The organism is Burkholderia anthinoferrum (genome assembly GCF_002925705.1).
GTDB lineage: Bacteria > Pseudomonadota > Gammaproteobacteria > Burkholderiales > Burkholderiaceae > Burkholderia > Burkholderia semiarida.
In genome coordinates this window covers 256543-274811 of the sequence record NZ_LFZP01000019.1, presented here as the reverse complement: position 1 = coordinate 274811, position 18269 = coordinate 256543, and the positions used below count along the sequence as shown (strand labels likewise).

20 protein-coding genes are annotated in these 18269 nt (G+C 68.4%); 16 read left to right on the top strand and 4 right to left on the bottom strand.

The genetic code is table 11. From position 1 onward, the window contains the following. On the top strand, positions 1 to 598 hold a 598-nt coding region (locus tag C5F75_RS36200), incomplete at its 5' end, for a WapI family immunity protein (RefSeq protein WP_219817244.1). Positions 599 to 885: 287 nt separating this feature from the next. Here the strand turns inward: C5F75_RS36200 and C5F75_RS06415 are convergent. Together C5F75_RS06415 and C5F75_RS06410 are read right to left on the bottom strand one after the other, a co-directional pair. After that, positions 886 to 1278: a methylglyoxal synthase gene (locus C5F75_RS06415; protein ID WP_060312056.1), complete on the bottom strand. Its 393-nt coding sequence runs from the start codon at positions 1276 to 1278 to the stop codon at positions 886 to 888. 52 nt (positions 1279 to 1330) lie between these two features. Beyond that, positions 1331 to 2110 carry an SDR family oxidoreductase gene (locus C5F75_RS06410; RefSeq protein ID WP_060312052.1) on the bottom strand — a complete coding sequence of 260 codons (780 nt, stop codon included), beginning with the start codon at positions 2108 to 2110 and terminating at the stop codon, positions 1331 to 1333. Positions 2111 to 2327: 217 nt separating this feature from the next. On the opposite strand from C5F75_RS06410, the gene upp reads away from it, so the two are divergent. From upp to C5F75_RS06345, 13 genes are all read left to right on the top strand, one after another. Beyond that, positions 2328 to 2978 (top strand): uracil phosphoribosyltransferase, encoded by a 651-nt coding sequence (gene upp, locus C5F75_RS06405; RefSeq protein ID WP_006481871.1) that lies wholly within the window; start codon positions 2328 to 2330, stop codon positions 2976 to 2978. A 227-nt stretch (positions 2979 to 3205) separates the two neighbouring features. Beyond that, on the top strand, positions 3206 to 3934 hold the full coding sequence (locus C5F75_RS06400; protein WP_059583669.1) for a YebC/PmpR family DNA-binding transcriptional regulator: 729 nt from the start codon (positions 3206 to 3208) through the stop codon (positions 3932 to 3934). 104 nt (positions 3935 to 4038) lie between these two features. Then, positions 4039 to 5319: a phosphoribosylamine--glycine ligase gene (purD, locus tag C5F75_RS06395; protein WP_060312050.1), complete on the top strand. Its 1281-nt coding sequence runs from the start codon at positions 4039 to 4041 to the stop codon at positions 5317 to 5319. 118 nt (positions 5320 to 5437) lie between these two features. Further along, positions 5438 to 6361, top strand: coding sequence for an oxygen-dependent coproporphyrinogen oxidase (gene hemF, locus C5F75_RS06390; RefSeq protein WP_060312048.1), 924 nt, complete (start codon positions 5438 to 5440; stop codon positions 6359 to 6361). Next, positions 6327 to 7103, top strand: a complete 777-nt coding sequence (locus C5F75_RS06385) for a nicotinate-nucleotide adenylyltransferase (protein ID WP_373453012.1) — start codon at positions 6327 to 6329, stop codon at positions 7101 to 7103. The genes hemF and C5F75_RS06385 overlap by 35 nt, the downstream gene beginning before the upstream one ends. Positions 7104 to 7107: 4 nt before the next feature. Then, a complete protein-coding gene (gene rsfS / locus C5F75_RS06380; protein ID WP_006484266.1) occupies positions 7108 to 7551 on the top strand; it encodes a ribosome silencing factor in 444 nt (147 codons plus the stop codon). Positions 7552 to 7570: 19 nt separating this feature from the next. Next, on the top strand, positions 7571 to 8041 hold the full coding sequence (gene rlmH, locus C5F75_RS06375; RefSeq protein ID WP_048249282.1) for a 23S rRNA (pseudouridine(1915)-N(3))-methyltransferase RlmH: 471 nt from the start codon (positions 7571 to 7573) through the stop codon (positions 8039 to 8041). 51 nt (positions 8042 to 8092) lie between these two features. Next, positions 8093 to 8740 carry a Maf family protein gene (locus C5F75_RS06370; RefSeq protein WP_104011988.1) on the top strand — a complete coding sequence of 216 codons (648 nt, stop codon included), beginning with the start codon at positions 8093 to 8095 and terminating at the stop codon, positions 8738 to 8740. Between the two features lie 8 nt (positions 8741 to 8748). After that, on the top strand, positions 8749 to 10218 hold the full coding sequence (rng, locus tag C5F75_RS06365) for a ribonuclease G (RefSeq protein ID WP_059583675.1): 1470 nt from the start codon (positions 8749 to 8751) through the stop codon (positions 10216 to 10218). Positions 10219 to 10343: 125 nt separating this feature from the next. After that, positions 10344 to 10679 (top strand): YggL 50S ribosome-binding family protein, encoded by a 336-nt coding sequence (locus tag C5F75_RS06360; RefSeq protein WP_059583676.1) that lies wholly within the window; start codon positions 10344 to 10346, stop codon positions 10677 to 10679. A 383-nt stretch (positions 10680 to 11062) separates the two neighbouring features. Then, the gene (locus tag C5F75_RS06355) at positions 11063 to 12028 is read left to right on the top strand and encodes a PRC-barrel domain-containing protein (protein WP_059583680.1); all 966 of its coding nucleotides are present in this window, start codon (positions 11063 to 11065) and stop codon (positions 12026 to 12028) included. Next, complete coding sequence (locus tag C5F75_RS06350) at positions 12025 to 13284, top strand: MFS transporter (RefSeq protein ID WP_059583682.1); 1260 nt, start codon at positions 12025 to 12027, stop codon at positions 13282 to 13284. The genes C5F75_RS06355 and C5F75_RS06350 overlap by 4 nt, the downstream gene beginning before the upstream one ends. A 41-nt stretch (positions 13285 to 13325) precedes the next feature. Then, a complete protein-coding gene (locus tag C5F75_RS06345; protein ID WP_060312012.1) occupies positions 13326 to 13892 on the top strand; it encodes an FUSC family protein in 567 nt (188 codons plus the stop codon). Between the two features lie 80 nt (positions 13893 to 13972). Here C5F75_RS06345 and C5F75_RS06340 read toward each other — a convergent pair whose 3' ends face one another. Next, positions 13973 to 14362, bottom strand: coding sequence for an RcnB family protein (locus C5F75_RS06340; protein ID WP_059583685.1), 390 nt, complete (start codon positions 14360 to 14362; stop codon positions 13973 to 13975). A 94-nt stretch (positions 14363 to 14456) separates the two neighbouring features. Then, entirely contained in the window at positions 14457 to 16208 is a 1752-nt protein-coding gene (gene msbA, locus C5F75_RS06335; protein WP_059646519.1) for a lipid A export permease/ATP-binding protein MsbA, read from the bottom strand. A gap of 223 nt (positions 16209 to 16431) precedes the next feature. Between msbA and C5F75_RS06330 the strand changes: the two genes are divergently transcribed. Continuing rightward, positions 16432 to 17184: a glycosyltransferase family 2 protein gene (locus C5F75_RS06330; RefSeq protein ID WP_104011987.1), complete on the top strand. Its 753-nt coding sequence runs from the start codon at positions 16432 to 16434 to the stop codon at positions 17182 to 17184. A gap of 120 nt (positions 17185 to 17304) precedes the next feature. Beyond that, positions 17305 to 18147 carry a glycosyltransferase family 2 protein gene (locus C5F75_RS06325; protein ID WP_059583690.1) on the top strand — a complete coding sequence of 281 codons (843 nt, stop codon included), beginning with the start codon at positions 17305 to 17307 and terminating at the stop codon, positions 18145 to 18147. Positions 18148 to 18269 lie beyond the last annotated feature (122 nt).

Here is an 18269-nt window from a genome sequence, read left to right as displayed (position 1 = left end):
GCTCAGCACCAGTTCCGCCTTCGGTCGTCCCATCGCCATGCTGACGTCTCCCGTTCCGTTGACGTCAACATGCTACGTGAAGATAGACCAGTTAACAACGGAACAGGACACTAGGTGGGCAATTGTTCATCACGTCTCGGAAGGTTGCGTTTTTAGCGTTGAACCCATGCTGATCATCGACACAAATGACTTTCGACTTCAGATGGAGCCCGTTGCTGCGCGACGCGACGAACCGGGAGGGCCGTATCTTGAATGGATCGATGTACGAATCCAATTGACGGTACCGGGTATCGAGGCGGAAGGGCAATGGAGTGTCATGCCCGACGAGTTGCGACAATTTCGGCAACAGATTCGATCTGTTCAAATGCAGCTTCAAGCCGGGCAACGAGCAGAGTTAACAGGCGTTGAGCCGGGGTTTGAGCTGACATTGCGAACACTTGATCGAGGCGCAATCGTGGGCGACTGGCGCTTTCAGCCAACTCCTCCCGACGGCGCGTGCATTACAGGGCATTGTGGACTGGATCAGTCCTTCTTGCCCGAACTGCTTCAAGGAGTTGAATCCCTTCTATCGTTCGCCGGAACGAGCAGTTCGCCATAGTCCAGGCGTTATCGCGCGAGGTCCGCGAGTTGGCCGGCGCGGTGACCTGTCCCGCGACGGCTTCGACGAACGCGCAAGCGCGCTCGTCCGCTCGATTGCGTGTCGCGTGATCGCGCCAACACGCTGTGCCGACAGGCGCGGCGCGCTGAAGCACCGAGCCGGTCGTTGCGTGACAACGCACCGACCGGCTCGCACGACAGCGAAGCACGCGGCACAACCGCCGATCGGATACGGCACCCTTTCAGACAGAACCCGACCATTAATGCGGAGCACTCCAGAACAGCTCGTCAGCACACGTCCTGCATGCTCCTCGCCAGATCGTCGAGCAGCATCCGCGCGGTCGCGACGTTGGTCGCGACCGGCACGTCGTGCACGTCGCACGCGCGCACCAGCGCGGTGATGTCGGGGTCGTGCGGCTGCGCGGTCATCGGGTCGCGCAGGAACACGACGAGGTCGACGCGGCCGTCGGCCAGTTCCGCGCCGATCTGCAGGTCGCCGCCGAGCGGCCCCGACAGCTTGCGCTCGACCTCCAGCCCGTGCGCGGCCGCGATGCGGCCGCCCGTCGTGCCCGTCGCGACCAGCCGGCATTGCGCGAGCGTCTCGCGAAACTGACCCGCGAGCGCGACGATCTCGTCCTTCTTCGCGTCATGCGCGATCAGTGCGATACGGGGTTTGCTCATCTCCAGTTCCTTCGTCGTTCGGTTGTCGTCGTCGTGAATCGAAAAGCGCGGGTCAGAACGTGCCCGGATACGCGCCGCCGTCGAGCAGCCAGTTCTGCCCGGTGATGTAGCCCGCGTGCACGCTGCACAGGAACGCGCAGGCCGCGCCGAATTCGGCACGCGTGCCGAGGCGCCCGGCCGGGATGTCCTTCGTGCGGCGCGCGCGCATCTCGTCGACCGTCACGCCCTGCGCCTTCGCCGACGCGGCGAGCGTCGTCGCGATCCGGTCGGTATCGAACAGCCCCGGCAGCAGGTTGTTGATCGTCACGCCCTGCCCCGCGACCTTGCGCGACAGCCCCGCGACGAAGCCGGTCAGCCCGGAGCGCGCGCCGTTCGACAACGCCAGCACGTCGATCGGCGCCTTCACCGCCGAACTCGTGATGTTGACGATCCGGCCGAAGCCGCGCGCGATCATCCCGTCGATGGTCGCGCGGATCAGCTCGATCGGCGTCAGCATGTTCGCGTCGAGCGCGCGGATCCAGTCGTCGTGGGAGAAATCGCGGAAGTCGCCGGGCGGCGGGCCGCCGGCATTCGTCACGAGAATGTCCGGCTGCGGGCACGCGGCGAGCGCGGCCGCGCGGCCGTCCGGCGTCGTGATGTCGCACGCGACCGCCGTGACCGACACGTTCGCGCCGGCGCGGATCTCTTCCGCGGTTTCCTCCAGCGTGTCGCGCGTGCGCGCGACGATCACGAGGTTCACGCCCTCGGCGGCCAGCGCTTCCGCGCAGCCGCGCCCGAGGCCCTTGCTGGCCGCGCACACGAGCGCGGTCTTTCCTTCGATGCCGAGATCCATCTTCGCTTCCCTGGTGGCGCGCGTGCCGACGCGGCTCCCCGTTGCCGCCGGCCGGCAGGCAAACGGGCGAACGGGCGGGCGCGGCACGCGGATTGTCGTGAGACGTCGATAATATCCGGATCGCGCGGCGCGCCTTGGTAAAATTGCGGCCATGAGCGACGGCCGGCCCACGCCCGCCGCCGCCCCCGATCCCCTTTTGCCGTCAAGGCACCCCGTCATGAAACAGGACAGCCGTTTCCCGAACCTCTTCATCACCGATCACCCGCTGATCCAGCACAAGCTCACGCACATGCGCGACAAGGACACGTCCACGCGCACGTTCCGCGAACTGCTGCGCGAGATCACGCTGCTGATGGGCTATGAGATCACCCGCAACCTGCCGATCACGACCAAGCGGGTCGAAACCCCGCTGGTGGCGGTCGACGCGCCGGTGATCGCGGGCAAGAAGCTCGCGATCGTGCCCGTGCTGCGCGCGGGCATCGGGATGTCGGACGGCCTGCTCGACCTGGTGCCGTCCGCGCGCGTCGGCCACATCGGCGTGTACCGCGCCGACGACCATCGCCCGGTCGAATACCTGGTGCGCCTGCCGGACCTGGAAGACCGCATCTTCATCCTGTGCGACCCGATGGTCGCGACCGGCTATTCGGCCGTGCACGCGGTCGACGTGCTCAAGCGCCGCAACGTGCCGGCCGCGAACATCATGTTCGTCGCGCTCGTCGCCGCGCCCGAGGGCGTGCAGGTATTCCAGGACGCGCACCCCGACGTGAAGCTGTTCGTCGCGTCGCTCGACTCGCACCTGAACGAGCACGCGTACATCGTGCCGGGCCTGGGCGACGCCGGCGACCGCCTGTTCGGCACCAAGAACTGACCGCACCGGGCGTCCGGCGCCGCCGTGCCGCGCCGCCCGGCGCGCCGCGACGGCCGCCCGGCCGTTCGGCCATGCGCGGCGGCCCCGAACCGGCGGTCACCGCGTGATAAAATCACGCTCCACTCGACACGCGCGGCCCCGCGGCTTCATGCCCGCCGACACGGCCGCCGATTCAACGACACACTGAAACAATCGCCCGCGCCGCGCGCCCGGGCACGGAGAAAGGTATGGCTGGTCATTCGAAATGGGCCAACATCAAGCATAAGAAGGCAGCGGCCGACGCGAAGCGCGGCAAGATCTGGACCCGCCTGATCAAGGAAATCCAGGTGGCGGCGCGCCTCGGCGGCGGCGACGTCAACTCGAACCCGCGCCTGCGTCTCGCGGTCGACAAGGCAGCGGACGCGAACATGCCGAAGGACAACGTCAAGCGCGCGATCGATCGCGGCGTCGGTGGCGCGGACGGCGCGAACTACGAAGAGATCCGTTACGAAGGCTACGGCATCGGCGGCGCGGCGATCATCGTCGACACGCTGACCGACAACCGCACGCGCACGGTCGCGGAAGTGCGCCACGCATTCTCGAAGTTCGGCGGCAACATGGGCACCGACGGCTCGGTCGCGTTCATGTTCGATCACGTCGGCCAGTTCCTGTTCGCGCCCGGCACGTCGGAAGACGCGCTGATGGAAGCCGCGCTCGAAGCCGGCGCGAACGACGTCAACACGAACGACGACGGCTCGATCGAAGTGCTGTGCGACTGGCAGGCATTCTCGGCGGTGAAGGACGCGCTCGAAGCCGCGGGCTTCAAGGCCGAACTCGCCGAAGTGACGATGAAGCCGCAGAACGAAGTCGAATTCACCGGCGACGACGCGGCGAAGATGCAAAAGCTGCTGGACGCGCTCGAGAACCTCGACGACGTGCAGGACGTGTACACGAACGCCGTCATCGTCGAGGAATGAGATGCCGGCCGCCGCGCACCTGTCGCGGCGGCGGCCCGACCGATTCCGCGGCCGGCGCGCCTGAGCGTGCCGGCCGCCCTGTTTTCTAGTCTGCGGGGAATCCCATGAAACTACTCGTCGTCGGTTCCGGCGGCCGCGAACATGCGCTGGCGTGGAAGCTCGCGCAGTCGCCGCGCGTCCAGATGGTCTACGTCGCGCCCGGCAATGGCGGCACGGCGCGGGACGAGCGTCTGAAGAACGTCGACATCACGGCGCTCGACGAACTCGCCGATTTCGCGGAACGCGAAGGCGTCGCGTTCACGCTCGTCGGGCCGGAAGCGCCGCTCGCGGCCGGCATCGTCAACCTGTTCCGCGCACGCGGCCTGAAGGTATTCGGCCCGACCCGCGAAGCCGCGCAGCTCGAAAGCTCGAAGGATTTCGCGAAGGCGTTCATGAAGCGCCACGGCATCCCGACCGCCGACTACGAAACCTTCGCCGACGCGGCCGCCGCCCATGCGTACATCGACGCGAAGGGCGCGCCGATCGTCGTGAAGGCCGACGGCCTCGCGGCCGGCAAGGGCGTCGTCGTCGCGATGACGCTGGAAGAAGCGCATGCGGCCGTCGACATGATGCTGTCGGGCAACAAGCTCGGCGATGCCGGCGCGCGCGTCGTGATCGAGGAATTCCTCGATGGCGAGGAAGCCAGCTTCATCGTGATGGTCGACGGCAAGCATGCGCTGGCACTGGCTTCGAGCCAGGACCACAAGCGCCTGCTCGACGAGGATCGCGGCCCGAACACCGGCGGCATGGGCGCGTATTCGCCCGCGCCGATCGTCACGCCGCAGATGCACGCACGCGTGATGCGCGAGATCATCATGCCGACCGTGCGCGGGATGGAGAAGGACGGCATCCGCTTCACGGGCTTCCTGTACGCGGGCCTGATGATCGACAAGGACGGCAATCCGCGCACGCTCGAGTTCAACTGCCGGATGGGCGACCCGGAAACGCAGCCGATCATGGCGCGCCTGAAGAGCGATTTCTCGAAGGTCGTCGAGCAGGCGATCGCGGGCACGCTCGACACCGTCGAGCTCGACTGGGATCGCCGTACCGCGCTGGGCGTCGTGCTGGCCGCGCACGGCTACCCGGACGCGCCGCGCAAGGGCGACCGCATCAACGGCATCCCGGCCGAAACCGAACAGGCCGTGACGTTCCATGCGGGCACGACGCTCGCCGACGGCGACAAGCTCGTGACGTCCGGCGGACGCGTGCTGTGCGTGGTCGGCCTCGCCGATTCGGTGCGCGAAGCGCAGCAGCATGCATACGACACGATCAACCAGATCAACTTCGAAGGCATGCAGTACCGCCGCGACATCGGCTTTCGCGCGCTCAACCGCAAGAGCGCGTGACGTCGCCGTCGCCGCCCCGCGCGCTCGCGGCGGCGGCCCCTCTGCCGGGGTTCGATAGAATGCCCGGCAGACGCTTTTTTTACGGCCCCCGCGTCAAGCGGGGGCAGCCAGTCCAGACATGACCGATTCGACCTACGACGTGGCGCGCGTGCGCACGTACCTCCAGGGCCTGCAGACACGGATCGCCGACGCGCTCGGCGCGCTCGACGGCACGCCGCTCGCGACCGACACGTGGCAGCGCGGGCCGGCCGAACGCCTGCGCGGCGGCGGCTGCACGCGGATTCTCGAAGGCGGCCGCGTGTTCGAACGCGCGGGAATCGGCTTTTCCGACGTCGCGGGCGACGCGCTGCCGCCGTCGGCGAGCGCGGCGCGCCCGCAGCTCGCGGGCCGCGGCTTCGAGGCGCTCGGCGTGTCGCTCGTGCTGCACCCGCGCAATCCGTACTGCCCGACCGTGCACATGAACGTGCGGATGCTGATCGCGACGAAACCGGGCGAGGCGCCCGTGTTCTGGTTCGGCGGCGGCATGGATCTGACGCCGGTTTACGGTTTCGAGGACGATGCGCGGCATTTCCACCAGACCTGCAAGGATGCGCTCGACCCGTTCGGCCTCGAGCTCTACCCGCGCTTCAAGCAATGGTGCGACGAATATTTCTTCCTGAAGCACCGCAACGAAACGCGCGGCATCGGCGGGATCTTCTTCGACGATTTCTCGGAGCCCGGTTTCGAACGCTCGTTTGACCTGATGCAAAGCGTCGGCGATGCGTTCCTGCACGCGTACCTGCCGATCGTCGAGCGCCGCGCCGAGTTGCCGTACGGCGAGCGCGAGCGCGACTTCCAGGCATACCGGCGCGGCCGCTACGTCGAATTCAACCTCGTGTTCGACCGCGGCACGCTGTTCGGGCTGCAAAGCGGCGGCCGGACCGAGTCGATCCTGATGTCGATGCCGCCGGTCGCGAACTGGCGCTACAACTGGCAGCCCGAGCCGGGCTCGCCGGAAGCGCGCCTGTATAGCGACTTCCTCGTGCCGCGCGACTGGGTCTGAACCCGCGCGCCCCGCTGCCCCAACGAAAGGACGCGTTTCTCTGGACACCACCACCCGCCCCGCCCCGCTGCCGCGCCGTATCGGCTTGCTGGGCGGCACCTTCGACCCGATCCACGACGGCCATCTCGCGCTCGCGCGCCGGTTCGCCGAACTGCTCGACCTGACCGAACTCGTGTTGCTGCCCGCCGGGCAGCCGTACCAGAAACGCGACGTGTCGGCCGCCGAGCACCGGCTCGCGATGACGCGTGCGGCCGCCGGCACGCTGTCCGTGCCGGGCGTGACCGTGACGGTCGCCACCGACGAGATCGAGCACACCGGCCCGACCTACACCGTCGAGACGCTCGCGCGCTGGCGCGAGCGGATCGGCCCGGATGCGTCGCTGTCGCTGCTGATCGGCGCCGACCAGCTCGTGCGCCTCGATACGTGGCGCGACTGGCGCACGCTGTTCGACTACGCGCACATCGGTGTGTCGACGCGCCCGGGCTTCGAGCTCGGCGCCGCGCCGCCGGACGTCGCGCGGGAAATCGCCGCGCGGCAGGCCGGCGCCGACGTGCTGAAGGCCACGCCGGCAGGCCGCCTGCTGATCGATACGACCCTTTCGTTCGACATCGCCGCGACCGACATCCGCGCGCACCTGCGCGAATGCATCGCACGCCATGCGCAAATGCCCGACGCGTCGGCCGAACATGTGCCGGCCGCCGTATGGGCCTATATTCTTCAACATCGCCTCTACCATTCCTGAACCCATGGATATTCGCAAACTGCAGCGCGTGATCGTCGACGCCCTCGAAGACGTCAAGGCGCAAGACATCAAGGTGTTCAACACCAGCCACCTGACCGAACTGTTCGACCGCGTGGTCGTCGCCTCGGGCACTTCCAACCGCCAGACCAAGGCCCTCGCGTCGAACGTGCGCGACAAGGTCAAGGAAGCCGGCGGCGACGTCGTCAGCTCCGAAGGCGAGGACACCGGCGAATGGGTGCTGGTCGACTGCGGCGACGCGGTCGTGCACATCCTGCAACCGGCGCTGCGCCAGTACTACAACCTCGAGGAAATCTGGGGCGACAAGCCCGTGCGGATGAAGCTCGGCGGCGGCAAGGGCAACGGCTTCGCGACGGCGAGCGAAGACGACGAGGAAGAGGAAGAAGCGCCCGCCCGCCCGGCGCGCAAGACGGCCGCCCGCCGCCGCTGAGTCGCGGCGCGTCTCCCCGATGAAGCTTTTCATCCTCGCGGTCGGCCACAAGATGCCGGGCTGGATCGCATCCGGCTTCGACGAATACACGAAGCGGATGCCGCCCGAGCTGCGCATCGAGTTGCGCGAAATCAAGCCTGAACTGCGTTCGGGCGGCCGCAGCGCCGACAGCGTGATGGCGGCCGAGCGGCAGAAGATCGAGGCCGCGCTGCCGAAGGGCGCGCGGCTCGTCGCGCTCGACGAGCGCGGCCGCGACTGGACCACGATGCAGCTCGCGCAGGCGCTGCCCGGCTGGCAGCAGGACGGCCGCGACGTCGCGTTCGTGATCGGCGGCGCCGACGGGCTCGATCCGGAGCTGAAAGCGCGCGCCGACGTGCTGCTGCGCATCTCGAGCATGACGCTGCCGCACGGCATGGTGCGCGTGCTGCTCGCCGAACAGCTTTACCGGGCGTGGAGCATCACGCAGAATCACCCCTACCACCGCGCATGACGTGCCGTCCTCGAGACGCGCGCCGCGCGCGCTCAACGAGATAACGACACCATGCCGTCCAGCACGCCCCCCGCACTTTTCCCGACCCCGCTTTTCCAGACGCTCTACCTCGCTTCGCAAAGCCCGCGCCGCCAGGAGCTGCTGCAGCAGATCGGCGTCCGCTTCGAGCTGCTGCTGCCGCGCCCCGACGAGGACGCCGAGGCGCTCGAAGCCGAACGGCCCGGCGAAACCGCCGACGCTTACGTGCGGCGCGTGACCGTCGCGAAGGCCGAGGCCGCGCGGGCGCGCCTCGTCGCGAGCGGCAAGCCGGCCGCGCCGGTGCTCGTCGCCGACACCACCGTGACGATCGACGGCGCGATCCTCGGCAAGCCGGCCGACGCCGACGATGCGCTCGCGATGCTGACCCGCCTCGCGGGCCGCGAACACGAAGTGCTCACCGCGGTTGCCGTGATCGGCGCCGACGGCGAACTGCTGCAGCCCGCGCTGTCGCGCTCGTCGGTGCGCTTTGCGGCTGCCCCGCGCGACGCCTTCGCGCGCTACGTCGAAACCGGCGAGCCGTTCGGCAAGGCGGGCGCGTATGCGATCCAGGGGCGCGCCGCTGAATTCATCGAGCGAATCGACGGTTCCCATTCGGGTATCATGGGTCTGCCCCTTTTTGAGACTGCCGCGTTGCTGCGCACCGCGCGCCTCGCCTTCTGAATCCCACCATGAACGAAGAAATCCTGATCAACCTCACGCCCCAGGAAACGCGGGTCGCACTCGTCCAGCAAGGCGCGGTGCAGGAGCTTCACGTCGAGCGCACGCTGTCGCGCGGGCGGGTCGGCAACATCTATCTGGGCAAGGTCGTGCGCGTGCTGCCCGGCATGCAGTCGGCGTTCATCGACATCGGCCTCGAGCGCGCGGCGTTCCTGCACGTCGCCGACATCTGGCATCCGCGCCTCGCCGGCGAGCCGCAGTCGGGCGCGCCGCACCAGCCGATCGAGAAGATCGTGTTCGAAGGCCAGACACTGATGGTCCAGGTGATCAAGGATCCGATCGGCACGAAGGGCGCGCGGCTGTCGACGCAAGTCAGCATCGCGGGCCGCACGCTCGTGTATCTGCCACAGGAACCGCACATCGGGATCTCGCAGAAGATCGAGAGCGAGGCCGAGCGCGAGGCCGTGCGCGCGCGCCTGACGGCCGTGATCCCGCCGGACGAGAAAGGCGGCTACATCGTACGCACGATCGCCGAGGATGCGACCTCCGAGGAGCTGGCCGGCGACGTCACGTACCTGCGCAAGACGTGGGCGACGATCGTCGCGCAAGCGCAGCGGCTGCCGGCGACGAGCCTGCTGTACCAGGATCTCGATCTCGCGCAGCGCGTGCTGCGCGATTTCGCGAACGACGACACGACGCGCATCCAGGTCGATTCGCGCGAGACGTACACGCGTCTCGCGGAATTCGCGGGCGAGTTCACGCCAGCCGTGAGCCCGAAGCTGCATCACTACACGGGCGAGCGGCCGCTGTTCGACCTGTACAACATCGAGACGGAGATCCAGCGCGCGCTGTCGCGCCGCGTCGACCTGAAGTCGGGCGGTTACCTGATGATCGACCAGACGGAGGCGATGACGACGATCGACGTGAACACGGGCGGCTACGTCGGCGCGCGCAACTTCGACGACACGATCTTCAAGACCAACCTCGAGGCCGCGCACACGATCGCGCGGCAACTGCGGCTGCGCAACCTCGGCGGCATCATCATCATCGACTTCATCGACATGGAAAACGCCGAGCATCGCGACGCGGTGCTGTCCGAGCTGAAGAAGGCGCTGTCGCGCGACCGCACCCGCGTGACGGTCAACGGCTTCTCGCAACTCGGGCTCGTCGAGATGACGCGCAAGCGCACGCGCGAATCGCTCGCGCACGTGCTGTGCGAACCGTGCCCGACCTGCCAGGGCAAGGGCCAGGTGAAGACGTCGCGCACCGTGTGCTACGACATCCTGCGCGAGATCCTGCGCGAATCGCGGCAGTTCAACCCGCGCGAGTTCCGCGTGATCGCCGCGCAGCAGGTGATCGACCTGTTCCTCGACGAGGAGTCGCAGCATCTGGCGATGCTGATCGATTTCATCGGCAAGCCGGTGTCGCTGCAAGTGGAATCGAACCTGAGCCAGGAGCAGTACGACATCGTGCTGATGTAACCTTTCGCCCATCCGCCGCCAGCATTGCCGGGCGGTGCCCCGATGCGGCGTCCGGGCTGTTCGCGCATGCCGCGCCGGCCCCGCCGCCGCCCTTTCATTGACCCTTTTCGCATTCACCACACACCATGAGCCAAGGCCACAACCGCCGCCAGCGCAAGAAACTCCACATCGGCGAATTCCAGGAACTCGCGTTCAACGCGACCGCGCATTACCGCAACGACATGACCGACCTCGAGCGCGGCCAGTTGATCGATGCGTTCATCGACTTCGTCGAAGCGAACGGGCTGCTGACCGTCGCGTCCGCGGACGAAGGCATCGGCGCGTACGTGATCTCCGGCGCGCCGCGCGGCACGACGACCGACGCCGACCGCGAACGCGTGCGCGGGTGGCTGGCCGCCCGCCCGGAACTGACCGACGTCAAGGTCAGCGAATTCACCGACGCGTGGTATCCGGACGCCTGATTTCGGGGTTTCACGCGGCCTAAGACGGCGCTCGCGCCGTCCCGCCACGACGGCCGGCCACGCTGGCGTCGCTTTTTCGAATGGTCATGATCGCGGCGGGCGTTGCGACGCTGAAGTCGCTGTCCGCGGGCGTCGGCTCGGCTCGCCGAGCCGACGCACCGGCGGCGCCCGCGTCGTTGTCGACGATCCGGCGCCGCGGCCGGACCGCCGACCGGCCTCCGATCCCTTCCTTTTCCCGACGGCCGGCCTGCAACCCGCCATCGAAATCGGACCTGAAAGCAAGACACGTTAAACTCTCACCTCGCGTGGTGCGCCGCCCGCACCCGCCATCCATCGCCAGCCGCGTGCCCTCGGGCCGCCCCCGACCCATGGAGTGAGTGTCAATGAGCGGCGGACTCCCGTTTCCCGCATCCCGCAAGTCGTTGCCGTCGTCGACGGTCTTCCTGATTCTCGCCGCCGCCGCGCTGCTGTCCGGCTGCGGACTGCTGCCGGTCCAGAACCCGCCCGCACCAATCAGCGAGGCGCTCGTCGAGCCGGTCGAGGAGACAGCCGGCGAGCCGCTGACGATGCCGCCCGTGCCCGCGCCGACGCAACCGGAGACGCCGGAAGCGCCGAAGAAGCCGCACCGCGAGGTCGCTCGGCCGAAGCCCGTGCAGCGCCCCGAATCGCCGACCCCGCCGCCGCCTCCGCCCCCGCCGATCGTCGCGACGCGCCCGCTCGACCGTACCCAGATCCATGCGCTGCTCGACAGCGAGGTCGCGCGCCGCAACGGCAAGGTGGTCGGCCGCGCGGTCGACATGGTGGTCGACGCGAGCGGCAAGCCGCGCGAGATGATCGTCAACCTGCAGGGCTTCATGGGCATCGGCGACCGCAAGGTCATCTTCCCGTGGAACGTGTTCCGCTTCACGCCGGGCGGCAAGCAGGAGCCGATCGTGCTCGACGTGCCGTCGGGCGACCTGCCGCCGGCCGCGCGGCCGAAGGCCGTGCCGCTGTCCGGCTCGGCCGCGGCGTCGCCGGCGACGCGCCTGCCGATGCTCGACAGCGACGTCGAGCGCCCGAACGGCACGAAGATCGGCCGGATCGTCGACGTGCTGATCGACCGCGGCGCCCAGCCGCAGGCCGTCGTGCTCGACCTCGGCGGGCTCGTCAATACCGACCGGCGTTCGATCGCCGCGAGCTGGGGCGCGCTGCGCTTCGTCACGCGCGACAAGGCGCTGCGCGCGCAACTCGACCTGAACGACGCGCAGATCAAGGCGTCGCCGCCGTACGCGGCCGACAAACCGATCGTCGCCGTCTTCCCGCCCGTTGCCCCGGCGGCGCCGGCTTCGTCTGCGAGTGCCACCCGATGACGATCAAGCATTCCGTCAGCGTTCGCAGTCTCCGGGCCCTCGACTGGCTCAACTTTTTCGTTGCAAACGTTCAAACCGGGTTCGGTCCGTTCATCGCGTCCTACCTCGCGTCGCACAAGTGGACGCAGGGCGAGATCGGCATGGTGCTGTCGATCGGCACGATCAGCGCGATGGTCAGCCAGGTGCCGGGCGGCGCCGCCGTCGATGCGCTGAAAAACAAGAAAGGCGCGGCCGCGTGGGCGATCGCGGCCATCATCCTGTCCGCGGTGCTGCTCGCGTCGAGCCCGACGATCGTGCCGGTGATCGCCGCCGAGGTGTTCCACGGTTTTGCCAGCTGCATGCTGGTGCCGGCGATGGCGGCGATCTCGTTCTCGCTCGTCGGCCGCGCCGACCTCGGCGACCGGCTCGGCCGCAACGCGCGCTGGGCGTCGATCGGCAGCGCGGTCGCGGCCGGCCTGATGGGGCTGACCGGCGAATACTTCTCCGCGCGCGCGGTGTTCTGGCTGACCGCCGTGCTGGCGCTGCCCGCGCTGTTCGCGCTCGCGATGATCCAGCCGACGCACCAGGTGATTCCGCAGTCGTCGAAGCCTGACGACGTCGACGAAGCCGGCGAGCGCGAAACGCTGCTCGAACTGCTGCGCGATCGCCGGATGCTGATCTTCGCGGCCTGCGTCGTGCTGTTCCATCTGTCGAACGCCGCGATGCTGAACCTCGCGGCCGGCGAAGTCACGGCCGGGATGGGCGAGAACGTGCAGCTCGTGATCGCCGCGTGCATCATCGTGCCGCAGGCGATCGTCGCGATGCTGTCGCCATGGGTCGGCCGCTCCGCGCAGCGCTGGGGGCGCCGGCCGATCCTGCTGCTCGGCTTCTCCGCGCTGCCGGTGCGCGCGCTGCTGTTCGCCGGCGTCAGCAGTCCGTACCTGCTCGTGCCGGTGCAGATGCTCGACGGCATCAGCGCGGCCGTGTTCGGCGTGATGCTGCCGCTGATCGCGGCCGACGTCGCGGGCGGCAAGGGCCGCTACAACCTGTGTATCGGGCTGTTCGGGCTCGCGGCCGGGATCGGCGCGACGCTCAGCACCGCGGTGGCCGGCTACGTCGCCGATCACTTCGGCAACGCGGTCAGCTTCTTCGGGCTCGCGGCCGCCGGCGCGCTCGCGGTGCTGCTGGTGTGGCTCGTGATGCCCGAAACGCGCGTCGGGAACGGCGACGCGACGGCCGACGAACCGGCGGCCGCGTCGCCCGAACAGGCGCATTGACGGCGGCGCACCGCCGCTACCCGCTTCTTGACCGACGCACGATGGATACGATCAGGACACTCAACGAAGCCCGTCAGCAGATCCAGCAGTCGATCTTCGATCTGTTCAAGGGGCTGTCATTCAGCGAGCGGCTCGCGCAAGGCGGACTGATGGCGCTGCAGGCGGTGTGCGGCGCGTGCCTTGCGTATGCGATCGGCCGCGCGATGCATACCGAGCAGGCCGTATGGGCGGCGATCACCGCGATCGCGGTCACGCAGCACAACTACTCGGACACGATGTCGCTGTCGCGCGACCAGTTCATCGGCGCGATGGTCGGCGGCGTACTCGGTTTCGCCGGTGCGGCGCTGGGCGGCGATCGCCTCGTCGCGTACGCGATCACGGTCGCGGTCGTGATCGTCTGCTGCTGGTGCCTGAACATCGGCAGCGCGGCACGGCTCGGTGGCGTGACCGCGACGATCGTGCTGCTGTTCCCGGGCAACGGCCCGCTGTGGGACGTTCCGCTGATCCGGCTCGGCGAAGTGACGCTCGGCACGGTGTGCGCGCTCGGCGTGTGCTGGGTGATGTCGAGAATCGAGCGGCGCTGGTTCCGCCGCGCGGCGGCAAGGTGATGCGGCGCCGGGCGACGCGCCCGGCAGCCGGATGAACGATCGGAACGCTGCGTGACGGTGACGGGTGACGGGCCGGGTGGTTACGGACCGACCCGCAGCACGATGCCCGAGCCGATCTGCACGAGCAGGTAGTCGCCGCCGACGCCGACCCAGTGATAGCCGCGCGGCGGCGCGCTCAGGTGGTAGCCGCGCCAGTCGTCGACCACGTACTGACGATCGCGGAATTCGTCCGGCAGCCGGTCGCCCTTGTGCCAGTCGCGGCGCGGCCCGTCGGCCCAGCGCGGCGGTACGTCGTCGCGATGCATCGCGTGGCCGGGCGGCACGTGTTTCGGACCATGCCCGCGATGCATGCCGGGGCCGCCGCGGTCATCGCGATCGCCGTGGTTGCCGTGATCCTGCGCCATCGCCGCCGTCGCGGCGCAGCCCGCCGCGATCAGTGCGGCCAGCATCATGCCGTGCATCCTCTTCATTGCCCTTCCCTCCGTGGTGTCACGTCGAACAAGAAACGACCAGGACTGCCCGATGAAGATAGCACACGGCATCGCGTGGCCGCATGACCCTGGGTCACGCCGCCTGCTGCTGATACTGGATCCGGTGCAGATGCGCGTAGAGGCCGCCGTGGCGCAGCAGTTCGTCGTGGCTGCCCTCTTCGACGATCTTGCCGGCCTCGAGCACGAGGATGCGGTCCGCGCGCTCGATCGTCGACAGCCGGTGCGCGATCACCAGCGTCGTACGACCTTCCATCAGCCGTTCGAGCGCGGCCTGCACGTGGCGCTCCGACTCGGAATCGAGCGCCGACGTCGCTTCGTCGAGGATCAGGATCGGCGCGTCCTTGTAGATCGCGCGCGCAATCGCGAGCCGCTGTCGCTGGCCGCCGGACAGCCGCATCCCGTTGCCGCCGACCAGCGTGTCGAGCCCGTCGGGCATCGCGGCGACCGCGTCGGCGAGGTTCGCGGCCTCGAGCGCGGCCTGCACGCGCGCCCGGTCGGGCGTCTGCCCGTAGGCGACGTTCGCGGCGATCGTGTCGTTGAACAGCACGACGTCCTGGCTGACCATCGCCATCTGGCTGCGCAGTGCGTGGAGGTCGTAGTCGGATACCGACACGCCGTCGACCAGGATCGTGCCGTCCGTCGGGTCGAAGAAGCGCGGCAGCAGGTTCACGAGCGTCGTCTTGCCGCTGCCGGACGGGCCGGCCAGCGCGATCATTTCGCCCGGCGCGACCTTGAACGAGATGCGGTCGAGCGTCGGCCGCTCGGCCGCGCCGTAGTCGAACGACACGGCGCGGAACTCGATCTCGCCGCGCGCCTGCGACAGCGGCCGCCCGCCGCCCTGCGGCTCGGCCGGCTCGTCGATCAGCCCGAAGATCAGCTCGGCGGCCGTCATCCCCCGCTGCAGCGGCTGGTTGACGTCGATCAGGTGCTTGAGCGGCGAGATCACGAGCAGCATCGACGTGACGAACGCGACGAACCCGCCGACCGTCGTCTGGTCGTTCGACGACTGCACGACCGCGATCGTGATCACGACCGCGAGCGCGATCGACGCGAGAAACTGCGTGAGCGGCTGCGCGAGGCCGCCCGAGATCGTCATGCGCATCGCGTAGCCGCGCAGGCGCTTGCTCATCGTCGTGAAGCGGTCCATCTCGTACGCTTCGCCGTTGTGCACCTTGACGACCTTGTAGCCGCCGACCGTCTCCTCGACGATGTACGACAGTTCGTTGGTGAGCGTCTGGTGTTCGCGGTTCAGGCGACGCAGCCGGCGATTGATCTTGCTGACGAGCCAGCCGATGCCCGGCAGGATCACCGCGACGATCAGCGTGAGCCGCCAGTTCAGGTAGAACAGGTAGCCGAGCAGGAAGATCACCGTCAGCGAATCGCGCACGAGCGTGACCATCACGCCCGTCAGCACCGACAGGATCTGGTTGACCTCGAACACGATCGCGTTGATCACGGTGCTCGCGGTTTCGCGCTGGAAGAACGACGCGCCGGTATGGATCATCCGCTGGAACATCTCGAGCCGCAGTTGCAGCAGGATGCGGTTCGATACGTAGTTGAGCAGGTAGTTGGACGTGTATTGCGACACGCCGCGCACGAGCGCGAGGCCGATCACCGCGATCGGCACGTACCATTTCGCGCGGTCGCTGCCGTGCGCGCCGAAGCCGTGGTCGAGCAGCGGCTTGAGCAGCGCCGGAATCCCGGCCTCGGTAGCCGCGACGACGCCCATCGTCATCACGGCGAGCACCACGATGCCGATGAGCGGCCGGATGTACGGCCACAGGCGTTTGAGAACCGTGATCGGCGACGTACCGGTGCCGTCCATCGGTTTGCGAAGAGTGTTCTGGGTTTCCAAGGCAATCCTTCTTGAGCCGCGACGCGGCGCCCGGAGCGTGGCTGCCCGGGATTCGCCCCGTCCGGCGGGTGCCGAAAAAGGCCCAACATTATAGCCGTACCGCCCCCGCCGGCACGGCCGTGGCCGCAGCGGCCGCCGGCCGGCGCGCGGGTATACTGCCGCTCACCGTTTTCTCCGCCTTTTCGACGATTTCATGGCAGAACCCACCCTCGGCGTCGCCCTCATCGCCCTCAACGCATCCGCGCGGCTCGCGCAGTGCCTCGATGCGCTGTCGTTCGCCGACGACGTCGTCGTGATCGACGGCGGCAGCACCGACGATACCGTCGCGATCGCGCAAGCGCACGGCGCGCGCGTGATCGTCGAGCGCGACTGGCCGGGCTTCGGCCCGCAGAAGAATCGTGCGGTCGACGCGCTCGACACCGACTGGATCCTGTCGCTCGATACCGACGAAATCGTCACGCCGGAACTCGCGCGGTCGATCCGCGACGCAATCCGCGCCCCGGCCGCGCAGGTCTATGCGCTCGACCGGCTGTCCAGCTTCTGCGGCCAGTGGATCCATCACAGCGGCTGGTATCCGGACTGGGTGCCGCGGCTGTTCCGGCGCGGCGCCGCGCGGTTCTCGGACGATCTCGTGCACGAGCGCCTCGTATTCGATACCGCCGCACAGCGCCTGGCCGGCAAGCTGATGCACTACTCGTACGAGGATTTCGAAACGGTCGTGCGCAAGCTCGACGCGTATTCGACGGCCGGCGCGCGCCAGCGCCGCGCGGCTGGCCAGCGCGGCGGCTTCGGCAAGGCGCTCGGCCGCGGCGCGTGGGCGTTCGTGCGCACCTACGTGCTGCGCCGCGGCTTCCTCGATGGCCGCGCCGGTTTCATGATCGCCGTGTTCAACGCGGAAACCGTGTACTACCGCTTCCTGAAACTCGGCCACGAACGGGCCCGCTGAGCGCCCGCCTGGCATGCAGCCGGCCCGGCGTTACAATGCCGGCCTGCCCGCGCCGCGCGTGCCCGTCCGACCGGCGGCGCCACGCGCCGCCCGCCACGACGACTACCGAATCCGACCGCCATGTTCTCCATCATCATTCCGACCTGGAACAACCTGCCGTACCTCAAGCTCGTCGTCGACAGCCTGCGTCGCCACTCCGCGTACGACCATCAGATCATCGTGCACGTGAACGACGGCTCGGACGGCACGCTCGACTGGGTGCGCAGCGAAGGGATCGAGCACACCGCGTCGCCGACCAACATCGGCATCTGCCATGCGGTCAACCTGGCCGCCGCGCGCGCCACGCGCGACTACGTCGTCTACATGAACGACGACATGTTCTGCTGCCCGGGCTGGGATACGGCGCTCGTGCGCCGCATCGAACGGATGCCGACCGACCTGTTCATGCTGTCGGGCACGATGATCGAGCCGGTCGACACGCGCAACCCGTGCGTCGTCGTCAGCAATTTCGGCCGCGACGCCGAACAGTTCGACGCGGCCGCCCTGATCGCCGCGTCGCCGAAGCTCGCGCGCGCGGACTGGCTCGGCTCGACGTGGCCGCCGACGCTCGTGCACCGCGACTGGTGGAACCGCATCGGCGGCTACAGCAGCGAGTTGTCGCCGGGCATGAGCAGCGACAACGACTTCTCGATGAAATTCTGGGATGCCGGCTGCCGGATCTTCATCGGCGTCGGCGACAGCCTCGTGTACCACTTCCAGCAAAAGAGCACCGGCAAGATCGTCAAGAACGACGGCCGTCGCCAGTTCCTGAACAAATGGGGCATGACCCAGGCGACGTTCGACCGCTACTACCTGCATCGCGGCGAGCCGGTCGGCACGCAGATCGCGCTCGATACGCCGGTCGTGGAAGGTCGCCTCAAGCGCGCGCTGTTGCGCTCGCGAATCAAGCGCGCGTTCAGCTGATCGGACCCCGAAAACCGCGCAGAAACCTGTCGTGCTTCGCGTATACTGCGCCGTTCGTCCCGGATCGCTCGCCGGGATACGCGGCGCGGGGCGCGATGTCCGCGAGCCGCATTCGTCCATAC